The 15,071-nt window shown below is 73.3% G+C and carries 11 protein-coding genes; 8 read left to right on the top strand and 3 right to left on the bottom strand.

The window, feature by feature from the left end:
- Positions 1-63 precede the first annotated feature (63 nt).
- Complete coding sequence (locus AC0VY3_RS35630; RefSeq protein ID WP_475551566.1) at positions 64-1,170, bottom strand: hypothetical protein; 1,107 nt, start codon at positions 1,168-1,170, stop codon at positions 64-66.
- A gap of 92 nt (positions 1,171-1,262) precedes the next feature.
- Positions 1,263-2,177, bottom strand: a complete 915-nt coding sequence (locus AC0VY3_RS35625; RefSeq protein WP_475551565.1) for a bifunctional DNA primase/polymerase — start codon at positions 2,175-2,177, stop codon at positions 1,263-1,265.
- A 335-nt stretch (positions 2,178-2,512) separates the two neighbouring features.
- Here AC0VY3_RS35625 and AC0VY3_RS35620 point away from each other — a divergent pair, with 335 nt between their 5' ends.
- From AC0VY3_RS35620 to AC0VY3_RS35585, 8 genes are all read left to right on the top strand, one after another.
- Positions 2,513-2,827: a hypothetical protein gene (locus AC0VY3_RS35620; protein WP_098023990.1), complete on the top strand. Its 315-nt coding sequence runs from the start codon at positions 2,513-2,515 to the stop codon at positions 2,825-2,827.
- A 241-nt stretch (positions 2,828-3,068) separates the two neighbouring features.
- On the top strand, positions 3,069-4,241 hold the full coding sequence (locus AC0VY3_RS35615; RefSeq protein WP_103511448.1) for an acyl-CoA dehydrogenase family protein: 1,173 nt from the start codon (positions 3,069-3,071) through the stop codon (positions 4,239-4,241).
- Entirely contained in the window at positions 4,238-5,239 is a 1,002-nt protein-coding gene (locus AC0VY3_RS35610) for a bifunctional MaoC family dehydratase N-terminal/OB-fold nucleic acid binding domain-containing protein (protein ID WP_103511447.1), read from the top strand. Before AC0VY3_RS35615 ends, AC0VY3_RS35610 begins: the two co-directional genes overlap by 4 nt.
- Before the next feature lies 1 nt (position 5,240).
- Entirely contained in the window at positions 5,241-6,284 is a 1,044-nt protein-coding gene (locus AC0VY3_RS35605) for an acyl-CoA dehydrogenase family protein (RefSeq protein ID WP_475551564.1), read from the top strand.
- Positions 6,281-6,712 (top strand): MaoC family dehydratase, encoded by a 432-nt coding sequence (locus AC0VY3_RS35600; protein WP_242738623.1) that lies wholly within the window; start codon positions 6,281-6,283, stop codon positions 6,710-6,712. The genes AC0VY3_RS35605 and AC0VY3_RS35600 overlap by 4 nt, the downstream gene beginning before the upstream one ends.
- The gene (locus tag AC0VY3_RS35595) at positions 6,709-7,875 is read left to right on the top strand and encodes a lipid-transfer protein (RefSeq protein ID WP_475551563.1); all 1,167 of its coding nucleotides are present in this window, start codon (positions 6,709-6,711) and stop codon (positions 7,873-7,875) included. The genes AC0VY3_RS35600 and AC0VY3_RS35595 overlap by 4 nt, the downstream gene beginning before the upstream one ends.
- Before the next feature lie 169 nt (positions 7,876-8,044).
- Complete coding sequence (locus AC0VY3_RS35590; protein WP_103511443.1) at positions 8,045-8,608, top strand: SigE family RNA polymerase sigma factor; 564 nt, start codon at positions 8,045-8,047, stop codon at positions 8,606-8,608.
- A 190-nt stretch (positions 8,609-8,798) separates the two neighbouring features.
- Positions 8,799-10,451 (top strand): long-chain fatty acid--CoA ligase, encoded by a 1,653-nt coding sequence (locus tag AC0VY3_RS35585; RefSeq protein WP_103511442.1) that lies wholly within the window; start codon positions 8,799-8,801, stop codon positions 10,449-10,451.
- Positions 10,452-10,599: 148 nt separating this feature from the next.
- On the opposite strand, the gene AC0VY3_RS35580 is transcribed toward AC0VY3_RS35585, so the two are convergent.
- On the bottom strand, positions 10,600-14,799 hold the full coding sequence (locus AC0VY3_RS35580) for a hybrid sensor histidine kinase/response regulator (protein WP_475551562.1): 4,200 nt from the start codon (positions 14,797-14,799) through the stop codon (positions 10,600-10,602).
- Between the last annotated feature and the right edge of the window lie 272 nt (positions 14,800-15,071).

Raw genomic sequence — 15,071 nt, 5'->3', positions numbered from 1 at the left:
AGTATCGCCGCGGAGCATGCGTCGGCCGCACCCCTTTTCTGCGGCGCGGGGCCGTCTCCCGCGTCACTCCGCCCGGACCGGTCCGAGTGCGCCGAGGACGGCGGGTGCGTCCTTCTTCCGTGTGATGACGAGGACCGGTACGCCGTTGTCCTCGCATTCCAGGACCACCGCCCGGCCGTCGTAGTCGGGGCGGCCCGCCGGGTCCGTCAGGTAGGGCGGGCGGAGGCGGAGCGGGGTCAGGGTGCGGGCGGCGGTCCTGCGGTGGAAGACGCCGGTGGGGTCGGGGGTCGTGGCCAGGAGGCCGGGGCCCGCTATCAGGTAGCCGGCGCCGCTCGCGTACGGAACCTCGCCCATGATCAGGCCGGGGAAGCACAGCTCCTCGGTGAGCACGGACGGCCGCAGCACGATCGTGTCGTCGCCGCCGCGGTTGCGCCGCCGCAGGAACGGGACGGCCAGGGCGCAGAGCGCCAGTACCACCACGGCGGCCAGACCGGTGAGGTGCAGTGCCTCGGCGATGCCGTCGGTCAGCCAGGGAGCCAGCACGCCGAACGCTGCGAGGACGGTGCCGCCGGTGATCGTGAGGCCGGCCTGCCAGGAGTGGGCCTTGACCGAGCGCCGCATGGCCCGGATCATCGCGGCCGCGCCCGCCAGGAACGCCGCCCCGTAGAGGCCCAGGCCCAGACCGAGAGTGAGCGGGATCCGGTAGGAGCCGCGCGGGTCCGCGTTCGTGCGGTGGTGTTCGGACGCGAGGTCGGCGTACCGGATCTGCCCCCGCCAGTAGGTGACCTCGACGCTCTCTCCGGCCCGGGCGCCCGGGTGCTCCCTCGGGCTGCCGTTGATCCGGGTGCGCGTGGCCGTCCCGTCGGCCTCGGTGATGTACAGCCAGTACGACGCCGACTTGCTCCTCGTCACCTTCTCCGTACGGTCGATCACCGCCGGGACCGTGTGCAGGCAGTCGGAGTCGGAGCCGGCGTCGTGCGGGGTGGGGCATGCGACCGCCGCCCTGAAGGCCCGCTCCTCGGCGTGGGACCCCGGCGTGGTCACGAGCAGCAGCCAGGCCGCCACCAGCGTGAACGCGCTGCCGAGTGTCAGGCCGGGCCGCACTCCCGAACGACGCCTCGCGCTGGGGTCGTTGCTCGTGGGCGGTGGCGGGGGCGGGGTCACGGTCACCCTCGCATTCTGCCCCCACCGGCCCGGCCCCGGTCGGCCCGGCCCCGGTCGGCCCGGCCCCGGTCGGTCCGGTCCCGTTCGGTCCCGTTCTGTCAGGCCGCGCCGTCCGTCTCCCCGCCCCGCCCCGACGTCAGCCGTGCCGCCGAGGCGATCGCGGCGCGGGCCTCGTGTTCCGGAAGTCCGGTGCGGACGGCGGCGGCGGTGAGCGCGTCCGCCAGGGCGTCGCCGAAGCCGTGTTCGTACGCGCGGCAGGCCGCCCAGAACAGGCGGGTGTTGCGCTGGCCCTCGTGCGCGGCGAGCACGAACTGGATCAGTCCCTCGCCCCGGCGGGCCCGGGTGGGGGCGGTGGCCGCGCCCCCGGCGGTCGCGGTCGAGGCCGCGCGGCGCGGCTGCGTCAGGAGGCGGAGCAGGGCGCGGGGGCACGGGGCCGGGGTGAGGTGGGCGGTGCCGGGGGCCAGGCGGTAGCGGCCGTGTGCGGTGACCGAGCCGGGGCCGACCAGATAGCCGCCGCTGCCGCGGATGTCGATGCCCGGGGCGAGGCGGCCGGCGGAGTTGGGGACCGTCGCGTCGGCGGGACCGGTCAGCCAGAGGTGCCGGCCGCCGCTCGGGGTGAGCACCGTGACCGTCGGCGGGATGGTGAACAGGTGCTGGAGGGCCAGCTGCCGGAGCGCGCCCGCCGCGTCGCTGCCGTACGCGGGGTCCACGTCCAGGTCGATGCCGATGAGGCGCTGCGGGGCGCGTCCGCAGGCGATGCCGTAGCCGGTGGCCCGGGGCGCGGCGGCGAAGAGGGCACGGACGGCCGCGGGGTCGGTGGTGGCGTCGTGCACCCCGTGCCCCGGCAGCCCGCACTCTCCGCGGCAGTGCGCGGGCAGCCGCCGGCCCCGGTGCGGCGAGCGCAGGGCGGGGAGCTTGGTGGCGGAGAGGGGGAAGACGGGGAGGCCGCGCCCGGCGGCGGCCAGGGCGTGGGCGAGGGCCAGGGTGGGGGGCTGCCGGTCGATGGTGGCCATGGCTCTATTTTCGTACATGTGTTCGAAGAAAGGAAGAGGGGAGGTGAGGGGGGCGGGTGGAGGCGTACGGGGGAGTCGGGTGGCGGAACGCTTCTTCCCGGGTGCCCCAACAGGTCGCCCCGGTCCCCTCGCCGGCCTGGACTTTCGTACGGCATGGGAGGTTTATCGGCTCTTCGTCATACGTGAGGGGGAATGGGGCGGAGGTGAGGGGTTCGCCGGGGATGTGCTGGGCAACTCTGGTCTCGCGACGTTGTGAACAGCACCGGGGTGGTCGGCCGACTCCCCCGGGACCAGCCGAATATGAAGCCGCAATTCCGTTTCCTGGAGGAAATGACATGGCAAGTATCCGTACCGCTCGTGCCCTCGCCGCTGTCGCCGCTCTGCCCCTGACCGTCGCGCTCTGCGGCGGGGTCGCCATGGCGGACAACGGTTCCTTCGCGAACGACGGATCGAACGCGGCGGTGGCGACGGTCGGCGGCAGCGGTGTCGGCGGCAACAACTCCGGTAACTCGGCCACGACCCAGCAGCAGGCCGTCGGCGCCGGCGCGTCGAACCAGAACACGTCCGCCCAGGTGAGCAATTCGGCCTTCGTGCCGATCGACCAGTCGGACCACAGTGTCGCGGTGAACTTCACGCCCTTCTTCTGGTGATGCTCCCCAGGTGACGCGGCCGTCGGGACCTCCCGGGGGGTGGGTTCCGGCGGACTGAACGGCAGCCCGTGCGACGGCACTTCGGTGTCCTCGTGCGGGCTGCCGTCGTCTTGACAGGGTGCCCGTTTCTGACGGACAGTCAGAAACGTCGGTCATGCGCGGCAGTGGCAGCGGCGACAGCAGCAGCAGTCGCAGCCGCAGTGGCCGAATCCGTAAGGCAAGCAGCCCTGGAGGCCCCTCCGTGCATCTCGCTCCGACGGAACGCCAACAGCGCCTCCGTGCCGAACTCCGTTCGTACTTCAGTGCGTTGATGTCCGACGCGGCGCAGGCCGGGCAGCGCGTCGCCCCGGGCGAACAGCGGCGGCTGCTCCGCCGTATCGGCGCCGACGGTCTGCTCGGTCTCGGCTGGCCCGAGGAGTACGGCGGCCGGGGGCGGGGCCCCGACGAACAGTTCGTCTTCTTCGACGAGGCGTACCGGGCGGGCGCCCCGGTCTCCATGGTCACGCTCAACACCGTCGGTCCGACGCTGATGGCGTACGGGACCGAGGAGCAGAAGGCGTACTTCCTGCCCCGCATCCTCGCCGGCGACCTCGTCTTCGCGATCGGCTACAGCGAGCCCGAGGCCGGCACGGACCTGGCGGCACTGCGGACCCGCGCCGTGCGGGACGGCGACGACTGGGTCATCGACGGCCAGAAGATCTTCACCAGCAACGCCCAGCAGGCGGACTGGATCTGGCTCGCCTGCCGTACGGATCCCGAGGCCCCCAAGCACCGGGGCATCTCGATCATCCTGGTGCCCACCGACGACCCCGGCTTCTCCTGGACGCCGATCGAGACCGTGGGCGGGCTGACCACGACGGCCACCTACTACGACGGCGTACGCGTCCCCGCCGCCAACCTCGTCGGCGCCGAGAACGAGGGCTGGAAGCTCATCACCAGCCAGCTCAACCACGAACGCGTGGCGCTGGCCGCCATCGGCATGCAGGCCGAGGACTTCTACGAGGAGGCCCTCGCCCACACCCGTACCCCCGACCCCCTGACCGGGCGCCGCCGGATCGACGAGCCATGGGTGCGCGCCCGGCTCGCGGAGGCGTACGCCCGGCTCGCGGCGACGCGCCTGCTGAACTGGCGGCTGGTCGACGCCGTGGGCGCCGGCGCACCGGCCCCCGGAGAGGCCAGCGGGGTGAAGTTCGCGGGCACCGAGAGCGCCGTCGAGGTCTACCGGATGTGCCAGGAGGCCGTCGGCGAGACCGCCCTGCTCCGGGCCGGTTCTCCCGGCTGTTTCGGCCCGGACGGCGAGCTGGAGCGGATGAACCGCGCTGCGCAGATCAACACCTTCGGGGGCGGTGTCGGCGAGGTGCAGCGCGAGATCGTCGCGACGGCCCGGCTCGGGATGACCCGGGGCGGACGATGAGCGCACAGACGATGAGCGGGGCGGGCGCCGAAGCCCCACGGCCGGAGGCCGAAAAGGACGAAACGGCCGAAAAGGCTGAGAGGGACGAGCTGTACGAGTGGCTCAGCGCCTACGAAGGCCGTGCCGCCGCCACCGCCGGGCGCGGCAAGGACCCGGTCAACGAGCCGATGATCCGGCACTGGTGCGAGGCGATGGGCGACACCTCGGCCGCCTACCGGGGCCCGGACGCCGTCGCCCCGCCGACCATGCTCCAGGCGTGGACGATGGGCGGGCTGACCGGCCATACCGACCACCGCTCCGTCGCGTACGACGAGATGTTCGCGCTGCTCGACGGCGCAGGGTACACCTCGGTCGTCGCGACCGACTGCGAGCAGGAGTACCTGCGACCGCTCCGCCCCGGTGACCGGATCACCTTCGACACGGTCATCGAGTCCGTCTCCCCGCGCAAGACGACCAAGCTCGGCACCGGCTACTTCGTCACCACCCGCACGGACGTGCACGCCGACGGGGAACCGGCCGGGACGCACCGCTTCCGCATCCTCAAGTACCGCCCCGCGCAGAGGGACAAGAGCTCCGAACCGGCGCGCCGGCCCCGGCCCGTGATCAACCGCGACAACGCCGGTTTCTGGGCCGGAGTCGCCGAGCACCGGCTCCTCATCCAGCGCTGCACCGACTGCGCGGCCCTTCGACTGCCCTGGCTGCCCGGCTGCAACGCCTGCGGTGGCGCGGAGTGGGACACGGTCGAGGCGGGCGGGGACGGCACGGTTTTCAGCCATGTCGTGATGCACCACCCGCCCTTCCCCGCCTTTGCCCCGCACGGCGAGGGCGGACCGTACGCCGTCGCGCTGATCGAGCTGGCCGAGGGCGTCCGCATCGTCAGCAACGTGATCGGTGTGCCGTACGACAAGGTCCGCGTCGGCATGCCCGTACAGCTGGAGTTCCTCCGTACGGACCCCGACCTCGAACTGCCGGTCTTCCGGGCGGGCGAAGGAGGTTGAGATGGACTTCACCCCGAGCGAGGAGCAGTCGGCGGCGCAGGGGCTGGCCGCGCGGATCTTCGGCGATCTGTCCACGCACGAGCGGCTGACGGCGGCCGGTTCGGGCACGGACGCGGAGCTGTGGAAGGAGCTGTGTGCGGCGGGACTGCCCGGCGCGGTCGAGGAGATCGGGCTGCTCGGCCTCGTGCTGCTCCTGGAGGAGCAGGGCCGGGCCACCGCCCAGGTCCCGTTCGCGGCCACCTGTGTGTACGGGCTGCTCGCGGTCGCCGAGCACGGTACGGCCGGGCAGCGCGAGCGCCTGCTGCCCGGTCTGCGCGACGGTACGGAGGTGGCGGCGGGCGCCTTCCCGGCGCGGGGCGGTGTACACCTCGCGGACGGTGCGCTGTACGGGGTGGTGCCCTGGGTGCCCTGGCTGCGCGACGCCACCCAGGTGCTGGTGGCGGACGCGGAGCGCGGTCTGTGGATCGTCCGGACCAGCGAGCCGGGCATCACTGTGGTGCCGGTGGAGACGACCGCGCCCTGGTCCGCGGGGCGGCTGGTTCTCGACGGCGTACCCGGGGAGCGCCTGGGGAACGGGCCGGAGGCGTACGCGGCCGTCCTCGCCACCGCCCGTACCGCCTTCGCCGGGCTCCAGGCCGGGGTGTGCGCCGGCTCGCTCGCGCGCGCGGTCCAGCACACCGTCACCCGCGAGCAGTTCGGGCGTCCGCTCTCCACCAACCAGGGCGTCCTGCTCCGTGCCGCCGACGCCCATATGGACACCGAGGCGATCCGGGTCACCGCGTACGAGGCGGCCTGGCGTCACGACGCACAAGAGGTCTACGAAGCACAGGCGTTGACCGCCGCCTGGTGGGCCTCGGAGGCGGGCAAGCGGGTCGTCCACGCGGGCCAGCATCTGCACGGCGGCACCGGCGCCGACCTCGACCACCCGGTCCACCGGCACTTCCTCTGGGGCCGCCAACTCGACGCGCATCTCGGCTGCGGCAGCGAAGTCCTTGAGGAGCTGGGCCTGTTGCTGGCGGCCGGACCCCGGGAGGAGGCGTCGTGACGCGCACGCGCACCCATCGCGTCGGCGACGAGCTGCCGCCCCTGGAGATCCCGGTGACCCGGACCCTGATCGTCGCCGGGGCCATCGCCTCGCGCGACTACCAGGACGTGCACCACGACGCGGAGCTGGCCCGGGAGAAGGGCTCCCCCGACATCTTCATGAACATCCTCACCACCAACGGGCTCGTCGGCCGCTACCTCACCGACCACTTCGGCCCCACCGCCGTCCTCCGCAAGGTCGCGATCCGGCTCGGCGCTCCCAACTACCCCGGCGATGTACTGCGGTTGACCGGACGGATCACGGAGATGGCAGCCGGGGACACGGCCCGAGCGACCGTCCGGGTCACCGGCGACAACGGCATCGGCCGCCACGTGACCGGCACGGTGACCCTCACCCTCCCCGGCCCGGACGGGGTGGCCGCACCATGAGCATCCGCAGGGCCGACACGCTCGGCGGAAAGGCGGCGATCGTCGGCATCGGGGCCACCGAGTTCTCCAAGGAATCCGGCCGCAGCGAACTCAAGCTGGCCGTCGAGGCCGTCCGCGCCGCGCTCGACGACGCGGGCCTCACGCCCGCCGACGTCGACGGACTGGTCACCTTCACCATGGACACCAGCCCGGAGATCACCGTCGCCCAGGCGGCCGGCATCGGCGAGCTGTCGTTCTTCTCCCGGATCCACTACGGCGGCGGTGCGGCCTGCGCCACCGTGCAGCAGGCCGCCCTCGCGGTGGCGAGCGGCATCGCGGACGTCGTCGTCTGCTACCGGGCCTTCAACGAACGCTCCGGCCGCCGCTTCGGCTCCGGCGTCCAGCGGCGCGAGCCGACCGCCGAGGGCACGGCGCTCGGCTGGAACCTGCCGTACGGGCTGCTCACCCCGGCCTCCTGGGTGGCGATGGCGGCCCAGCGCTATCTGCACGCGTACGGCCTCGGCCCGGAGGTCTTCGGGCACGTGGCGGTGGTCGACCGGCGGCACGCGGCGCGGAACCCGGCGGCGTACTTCCACGGGAAACCGATCACGCTCGCCGACCACGCCGCCTCCCGCTGGATCGTGGAGCCGCTGCGGCTGCTGGACTGCTGCCAGGAGACGGACGGCGGTCAGGCACTCGTCGTCACCAGCGTGGAGCGCGCCCGCGACCTGCCCCGGCCACCCGCCGTGGTCGTCGCGGCGGCCCAGGGCGCGGGCCGGTCGCAGGAGCAGATGACGAGTTTCTACCGGGACGGGCTGACGGGCCTGCCGGAGACGGCCGTGGTCGCCCGGCAGCTCTGGCGCAGCTCCGGACTGACCCCGGCCGACATCGATGTGGGCATCCTCTACGACCATTTCACCCCGTTCGTCCTGATGCAGCTGGAGGAGTTCGGTTTCTGCGGGCCGGGGGAGGCGGGCGACTTCGTCGCGGCGGACGCTCTGCCCCTGAACACCCATGGGGGGCAGCTGGGGGAGGCGTACCTCCATGGGATGAACGGCATCGCGGAGGCCGTACGGCAGATCCGGGGGACCTCGGTGAACCAGGTGACGGGGGCGGTGAGGTCGCTGGTCACGGCCGGTACGGGCGTTCCGACCTCGGGCCTGGTCCTCGGCGCGGACGGCTGAACGGCGGCCTCCGGTCCCGGGGGCTCTCGGGGCCGGACCCTGACGGCCTTGCCGAGGCCCGTCCACCTTCAGGAGGTGCAGGGTGTACGCCCCCTACAACCTGAGGCGGACGGCGCTTCGGGACCTGGGGGCGATCCCCTCGGCGGCGCCCGCTCCTAGCGTTGAGTACATGACCACGCCAGTCTGCACGGGCGCCTCCAGGGCGGCCTCTGCCACCGCCGCCGGCCACCCCCACACGCCCTACGCGTCGTTCTCCTCGTACGTCCGGGCCCGGGGACCGGTCCTGCTGCGTACCGCGCGCTCGCTCACCGCGAACCCGTGCGACGCGGAGGACCTGCTGCAGACCGCGCTCGCCAAGACGTACGTCGCGTGGGAGCGGATCGAGGACCACCGGGCGCTGGACGGCTACGTGCGCCGGGCCCTGCTGAACACCCGCACCTCGCAGTGGCGCAAGCGCAAGGTCGACGAGTTCTCCTGCGAGGAGCTGCCCGAACGGGAGTCCTTCCCGGCGCCGGACCCGGCCGAGCAGCAGTCGCTGCACGACGCGATGTGGCGCGCGGTGCTCAAGCTCCCGGACCGCCAGCGCGCGATGGTCGTCCTGCGGTACTACGAGGACCTGAGCGAGGCGCAGACGGCCGAGGTGCTCGGCGTGTCGATCGGTACGGTCAAGAGCGCCGTCTCCCGCGCCCTCGGAAAGCTCCGCGAGGACCCGGAACTGACGCCGGTCCGCTGACGCCGGTCCGCTGACGCCCGCTGACCGCGGAAGGCCGGCACACGGCTCCCGCAGGGCCCTCGCTCAGGGTTCCCGTACCGCCCCGGGCCTCCCCGGGCAGGAATTTTTTCCGCGAGTAGTGACATACCGCGTGGTATGTGCGCAGAATCAGCGGAACCTTACTGCCGCGTAGCGCCCCCGGGAGGACGCCGTGCTGAGCACCATGCAGGACGTACCGCTGACTGTCACCCGCATCCTGCACCACGGGATGACGATCCATGGGAAGTCGCAGGTCACGACCTGGACCGGCGAACCCGAGCCGCACCGCATCACCTTCGCCGAGATCGGGGCGCGCGCCACTCGGCTGGCCAACGCGCTGCGCGACGAGCTGGGCGTCGACGGCGACCAGCGGGTCGCGACGCTCATGTGGAACAACTCCGCCCACGTCGAGGCATACCTCGCCATCCCCTCCATGGGGGCGGTGCTCCACACCCTCAACCTCCGCCTGCCGCCCGAGCAGCTCGCCTGGATCGTCAACCACGCGGACGACAAGGTGGTGATCGTCAACGGTTCGCTGCTGCCGCTCCTCGTGCCGCTGCTGCCCCACCTGCCGAGCATCGAGCACATCGTCGTGTCCGGGCCGGGGGACCGCTCCGGGCTGGCCGGCGTCGCGCCGCGCGTGCACGACTACGAGGAACTGATCGCGGACCGGCCCACCACGTTCGACTGGCCGGAGCTGGACGAACGCCAGGCCGCGGCCATGTGCTACACCTCCGGCACCACCGGCGACCCCAAGGGCGTCGTCTACTCGCACCGCTCGATCTACCTGCACTCGATGCAGGTCAACATGACCGAGTCGATGGGACTGACCGACAAGGACACCACCCTCGTCGTCGTGCCCCAGTTCCATGTGAACGCCTGGGGCCTGCCGCACGCCACGTTCATGAGCGGCGTGAACATGCTGATGCCGGACCGCTTCCTGCAGCCCGCCCCGCTCGCCGAGATGATCGAGCGCGAGCGCCCGACGCACGCGGCCGCGGTCCCCACCATCTGGCAGGGCCTGCTCGCCGAGGTCACCGCCAACCCGCGCGACCTCACCTCCATGGCCAACGTGACCATCGGCGGCGCGGCCTGTCCGCCCTCGCTGATGGAGGCGTACGACAAGCTCGGCGTCCGGCTCTGTCACGCCTGGGGCATGACGGAGACCTCACCGCTGGGCACCATGGCCCACCCGCCCGCCGGACTGAGCGCCGAGGAGCAGTGGCCCTACCGGGTCACGCAGGGCCGCTTCCCCGCCGGCGTCGAGGCGCGACTGGTCGGCCCCGCCGGCGAGCACCTTCCGTGGGACGGCGAGTCGGCCGGTGAGCTGGAGGTCCGGGGCCCCTGGATCGCCGCCGCCTACTACGGCGGGGCCGACGGCGAGCATCTGCGTCCCGAGGACAAGTTCAGCGAGGACGGCTGGCTGAAGACCGGCGACGTCGGCGTGATCAGCACCGACGGCTTCCTGACCCTCACGGACCGGGCCAAGGACGTCATCAAGTCGGGCGGCGAGTGGATCTCCAGCGTGGAGCTGGAGAACGCGCTGATGGCCCACCCGGACGTCGCGGAGGCGGCCGTCGTCGCCGTGCCGGACGAGAAGTGGGGCGAGCGTCCGCTCGCGACCGTCGTCCTCAAGGAGGGTGCCGCCGATGTCGACTACGAGGCGCTGAAGGCGTTCCTCGCCGAGTCGGGCATCGCCAAGTGGCAGCTGCCGGAGCGCTGGTCGGTGATCGCCGCCGTGCCGAAGACGAGCGTCGGCAAGTTCGACAAGAAGGTGATCCGGAAGCAGTACGCGGAGGGCGAGCTGGACGTCACCCAGCTCTGAGGCTTCGGTTCCGGCCCTCCGGGCCGCACGTTTCACGTGAAACAGGGCGGGGCGGTACGGAAACAGGGCAGGACGGCAACGGGAAACAGGGCGGGGGCGGTACGGGAATCCCGTACCGCCCCCGCCCTGTTCTGTTTTACGCGGCTGCTCAGTTGGTGCCGATCTTCGCCAGCAGGTCGACGATCCGCGACTGGACCTCGTCGCTGGTCGACCGTTCCGCCAGGAAGAGAACGGTTTCGCCCGATCCGAGCCGCGGCAGCTCCGCATGGTCCATCCCGGCCGAGGTGTAGACGACCAGCGGGGTGCGGTTCAGCTGCCCGTTGGCCCGCAGCCAGTCGATGATCCCGGCGCGCCGGCGGCGTACCTGCATCAGGTCCATCACCACGAGGTTCGGCCGCATCCGGCCCGCCAGATCGACAGCCTCGCTGTCCGTCGCGGCGCGCGCGACCTGCATGCCGCGCCGCTCCAGGGTCTGCGTCAGCGCCACCGCGATCTCCTCGTGCTCCTCGATCAGGAGCACCCGCGAGGGATGCTGTTCGCTGTCGCGCGGGGCCAGCGCCTTGAGCAGGACGGCCGGGTCGGCTCCGTACGCCGCTTCCCGGGTCGCCTGCCCGAGACCGGCGGTGACCAGTACCGGAACCTCGGCCGCGACAGCCGCCTGGCGCAGCGACTGCAACGCGGTACGGGTGATGGGACCGGTCAGCGGGTCGACGAAGAGCGCGGCGGGGAACGCGGCGATCTGTGCGTCGACCTCCTCGCGGGAGTTCACGATCACGGGACGGTAGCCCCGGTCGCTGAGCGCCTGCTGGGTCGGTACGTCGGGGGCGGGCCAGACCAGCAGCCGGCGCGGGTTGTCCAGCGGTTCGGGCGGCAGCTCGTCGTCGACCGGGTGCGGATGCGGCCGGTTGGCGACCTCGACCGCGCCGCCGGGCCCGTCCAGCGGCTCGGGCCCCTCGGCGCCCTCGTCGGGCGCCCCTATGGCGTACGCGCGCCCCTCCGCGACGGGCGGTGCGAGCAGCTGCCCCTCGCCGTAGGCGGCGCCGGGCCCGCTCTGCGCCGGCTGACCCGGCTGCCCCGGTCGTCCGGCCTCGTGCGCCGGGTTGTGGCCCTGGGCCTGGACCTGGGCCAGGTCCTGACTCGGGTCCTGGTTCTGGGTCTGCTGCGGCGGGCCGGATGCGGGCGCTGGGCTCGTCGGCTGGGCCGGGCCCGGGCGGTCCTGCTGGGGCGCGACCTGCTGGCCGCCGGCGGTTCGCGCCGAGGTGCGGTCGCCCTCCGGCGGGGCGGCGAGCTTGCGACGCCGTCCGGCGCCGCCGAGACTCTGGTGCGGCTGGTTCTGCTGGTGCGTGAGGTGCTGGGCGAACGGCACGCCCTGGCCCAGCGTCCGCACGCTGAAGGCCCTGCCCTGCGTGGAGTCGGGGTTGCCGCCCTCCGGCATCGGCTCCTCGGCGGGCAACGGCTGCCGCAGCGCGTCGGGCGCGTCGGCGGGGTGCGGCACCGGATCGGCGACGGCCGCGACGCCGGTGGCGTGGGCGGTGTGTCCGGTGCCGGTGTGCTCGGTGTCGGGGTGTGCGGTGCCGGTGAGCCCGGTGTCGGTGTGCGTGGGGTTGCCCCAGGAGGCGTTCTCCGGCGCGGGGCCCGGAGCCTGCGGGAGGCCGCCGTTGCCGTACGGGTCGGACGCGTGCGGTGCTTCGGGCGCGGCCGGGAAGCCCTGCTCGGAGGTTCCGTCGGCCTGCGCGCCGGGGTGCACCGGGGCGACGGGGTGCGCCTGCGGAGGCGTGTGACCGGCCTCCGGTGCGGTACGCGCGTGGTGCCCGCTCGCCTCGTCACCGAGGCCCGCCGGGGCGTCGGGAGCGAGCGGCGCCCGGTCGGCGTCGGCCGGCGGCAGGGCGAAGGCGGTCCGCGGACCGGCGTCGGCAGCGGTGCGCTCCTGGGCGGCGGCCAGCGCACGCCGGGCCCGCCGCCCACCGGGCTGCTGACTGCCGGCCTGTGGGGCCGACTCCGGCCCCGGGTGGCCGCCGTTGCCGGAGGCGAGGGCGGGGAGGGCGAGGTTCTCACCGTCGCGCCGGGCCCGCCGTCCGGTGGGCGGAACGGGCTGCTGCGGGTCCACCGGGACGCCCTGGGGCGGCACGGTCGGCCCGAGCTGCGGACGACCACCGCCCTGGGCGTTCTCGGCCGCGGTGACGACCGACCCCTCCGAAGGCGCGGCGGATGGCGCGGAAGTCAGGGCCAGTGCCTGCCGTTGCGGTTGCTGGGGCTGCTCCTGTACGGCGGCGGACCCGGCGTCCACCGGAACCGCGCCCTGGACCGGGGCAGGGGCCGCCTCGGCCGGGCTGGGACGGCCGCGCCGCCGCCCGGAACCCTCGCCCTGCTGGGCGGGGATCAGTTCGGGGGCCTGCTGCTCCTCGGGTGCGGCCGGTCCACGGCGCGCCCGCCGCCGCCCGGTCGGCTCGGCGGCAGCAGCGGAAGCGGGGGCGGGGACAGGGACGGCCGCCACGGCACCGGCGGGCTCGCCGCCGTCCGTACCCTCCGGCGTACCGCCGGGGCTGTCGAGGAACGCGTCGGTGGAGGACCGGCGGGCCCGGCGCCGGCCGCCGCTGGTGACGCCCGGCGCGCCGAGGCCTCCGGGCGTGGCGGACGCGGCGGGCGCGGGCTCCGGCAACGGGGCGTTGCCGTCCGTCTCCGGGGGCGCGATCGTGCCGGCGGCAGCGCCGATGGGCAGGTCGAGGACGTACGCGCTGCCGCTCATGCCCGGCATCTCGTGGGTCTGGAGAACCCCGCCGTGCGCCCGGACGATGCCGCGCACGATCGGCTCGTGCACCGGGTCGCCCCCGGCGAACGGCCCGCGCACCTCGATCCGTACGACGTCACCGCGCTGGGCGGCGGCCACGACCACGGTGGAGTCGACATAGCCGCCGCCGGGCACGGTCCGAGTCTTGCCGGTCGAGTCGACACCGCAGACGTCCGCGACGAGGTGGGCGATGGCGGTGGCCAGCTGACGTGCGTCGACCTCGGCCTCGATCGGCGGGGCGTGCACGGCGAACTGGACGCGACCGGGTCCGATCAGCTCGACCGCCCCGTCGATCCCGCCGGTCACGACCCCCTCGATCATGGCGGGGGCCTTGTGCAGCCCCTCCACGCCGGTGTCGAGGCGCTGGTAGCCCAGGACGTTGTCGACGAGGGTGGTCATCCGGGCGTACCCGGCGGCGAGGTGGTGCAGGATCTGGTTGGCCTCCGGCCACAGCTGGCCGGCCGGGTCGGCGGCGAGAGTGGACAGTTCGCCGCGCAGCTCCTCCAGCGGCCCGCGCAGCGAACCGCCGAGGACGGCGGTGAGCTGGGAGTGCTGGGCGCCCAGGGAGGCGAGCAACTCGGCCTGGCCCTCGATCTCGGCGGCGTACCGCTCGGTCCGGTCGGCGACCTCGGCGGCGTGGGCCTCCTTGAGCGCCTCCAGCTCGGCCGCGTGCGCCTCCCTGAGCGCGGTGACCTCGGCGGAGTGGCTCGTGGTCAGCTCGGCGACGACGTTCTTGTGCTGCGCCGACAGCTCCTCGTACGGGCGGCGGTCGGTGAACGTCATCACCGCGCCGACGAGCTGGTCCCCGTCCCGTACCGGCGCGGTCGTGAGATCCACCGGGACCTGCGCGCCGCTCTTGGACCACAGCACCTGCCCGCGCACCCGGTGCTTGCGCCCCGACTTCAGGGTGTCGGCGAGCGGGGAGTCCTCGTACGGGAACGGCTCGCCCTCCGCCCGCGAGTGCAGGATCAGCGGGTGCAGCTCCTGACCGCCGAGGTCGCTGGCCCGGAAGCCGAGGATCTGTGCGGCGGCGGGGTTGACGAGCACGACGCGCCCGTCGGTGTCCGTGCCGACGACGCCCTCGGAGGCGGCCCGCAGGATCATCTCGGTCTGGCGCTGCGAACGGGCCAGCTCCGCCTCGGTGTCGACGGTGCCGGAGAGATCCCGTACGACGATCATGAGGAGCTCGTCGCCGGTGTAGCTGGAGTGGATGTCGTTGTACGCGGCCTGCCCGCTGTCGAGGCTCGCGCTGGTGACCTCGACGGGGTACTCGTTGCCGTCGGTGCGCCGCGCGGTCATCCGCGTCGGCTTGGTCCTGCCCTGTTCGTCCGCAGCCTCGGGCCGGCGCATCGAACCCGGGATCAGCTTGGAGTCGAACTCCGGCAGCAGATCGAGCAGTCCGCGACCGACGAGCGCGGTGCCCGGGGTCTCGAACATTTCGAGGGCGATGGCGTTGGCGTTCACGACCGTGCCGTTGCAATTGACGAGCAGGAGCCCGTCAGGAAGGGCATCGAGTATGGCTGCGAGGCGAGCAGTGCCTCGGGATGGCCTGCTGCTCACGACGACGCTTCCTCCCTGATTACCGCACCTTGCCGACAGCGGGCCCCATCTTGCCCCTCGGGCCGCAGACTGTCACTGGAGGAGTCTAAGGGCAGGGGAGGCTCCGGGGGCGGCGGATGAGGGGGAGCTCTCACCAAGGTTCTGTGCGTGCGGTGTACGCCGCGAGCCCATGGCGTGAGCGTCCGCGCACCCTGTGACGTGCGCGGACGCGCGGCGCGGCGCTCCGCCCCGGCCACCGGAAAGCCCTGTGGCCCTTCGCCGGAGCGAACGCC

This window comes from Streptomyces sp. iso_384, from assembly GCF_056172905.1.
The sequence above is the reverse complement of the archived record's forward strand: the minus strand, read 5'-3'. Positions and strand labels throughout refer to the sequence as shown.

What these genes read in the sequence shown, in the direction of transcription:
- AC0VY3_RS35625 (WP_475551565.1), bottom strand. Translation starts at nt 2,177, where the DNA reads ATGGCCACCATCGACCGGCAGCCCCCCACCCTGGCCCTCGCCCACGCC.
- AC0VY3_RS35620 (WP_098023990.1), top strand. Translation starts at nt 2,513, where the DNA reads ATGGCAAGTATCCGTACCGCTCGTGCCCTCGCCGCTGTCGCCGCTCTG.
- AC0VY3_RS35610 (WP_103511447.1), top strand. Translation starts at nt 4,238, where the DNA reads ATGAGCGCACAGACGATGAGCGGGGCGGGCGCCGAAGCCCCACGGCCG.
- AC0VY3_RS35605 (WP_475551564.1), top strand. Translation starts at nt 5,241, where the DNA reads ATGGACTTCACCCCGAGCGAGGAGCAGTCGGCGGCGCAGGGGCTGGCC.
- AC0VY3_RS35595 (WP_475551563.1), top strand. Translation starts at nt 6,709, where the DNA reads ATGAGCATCCGCAGGGCCGACACGCTCGGCGGAAAGGCGGCGATCGTC.
- AC0VY3_RS35590 (WP_103511443.1), top strand. Translation starts at nt 8,045, where the DNA reads ATGACCACGCCAGTCTGCACGGGCGCCTCCAGGGCGGCCTCTGCCACC.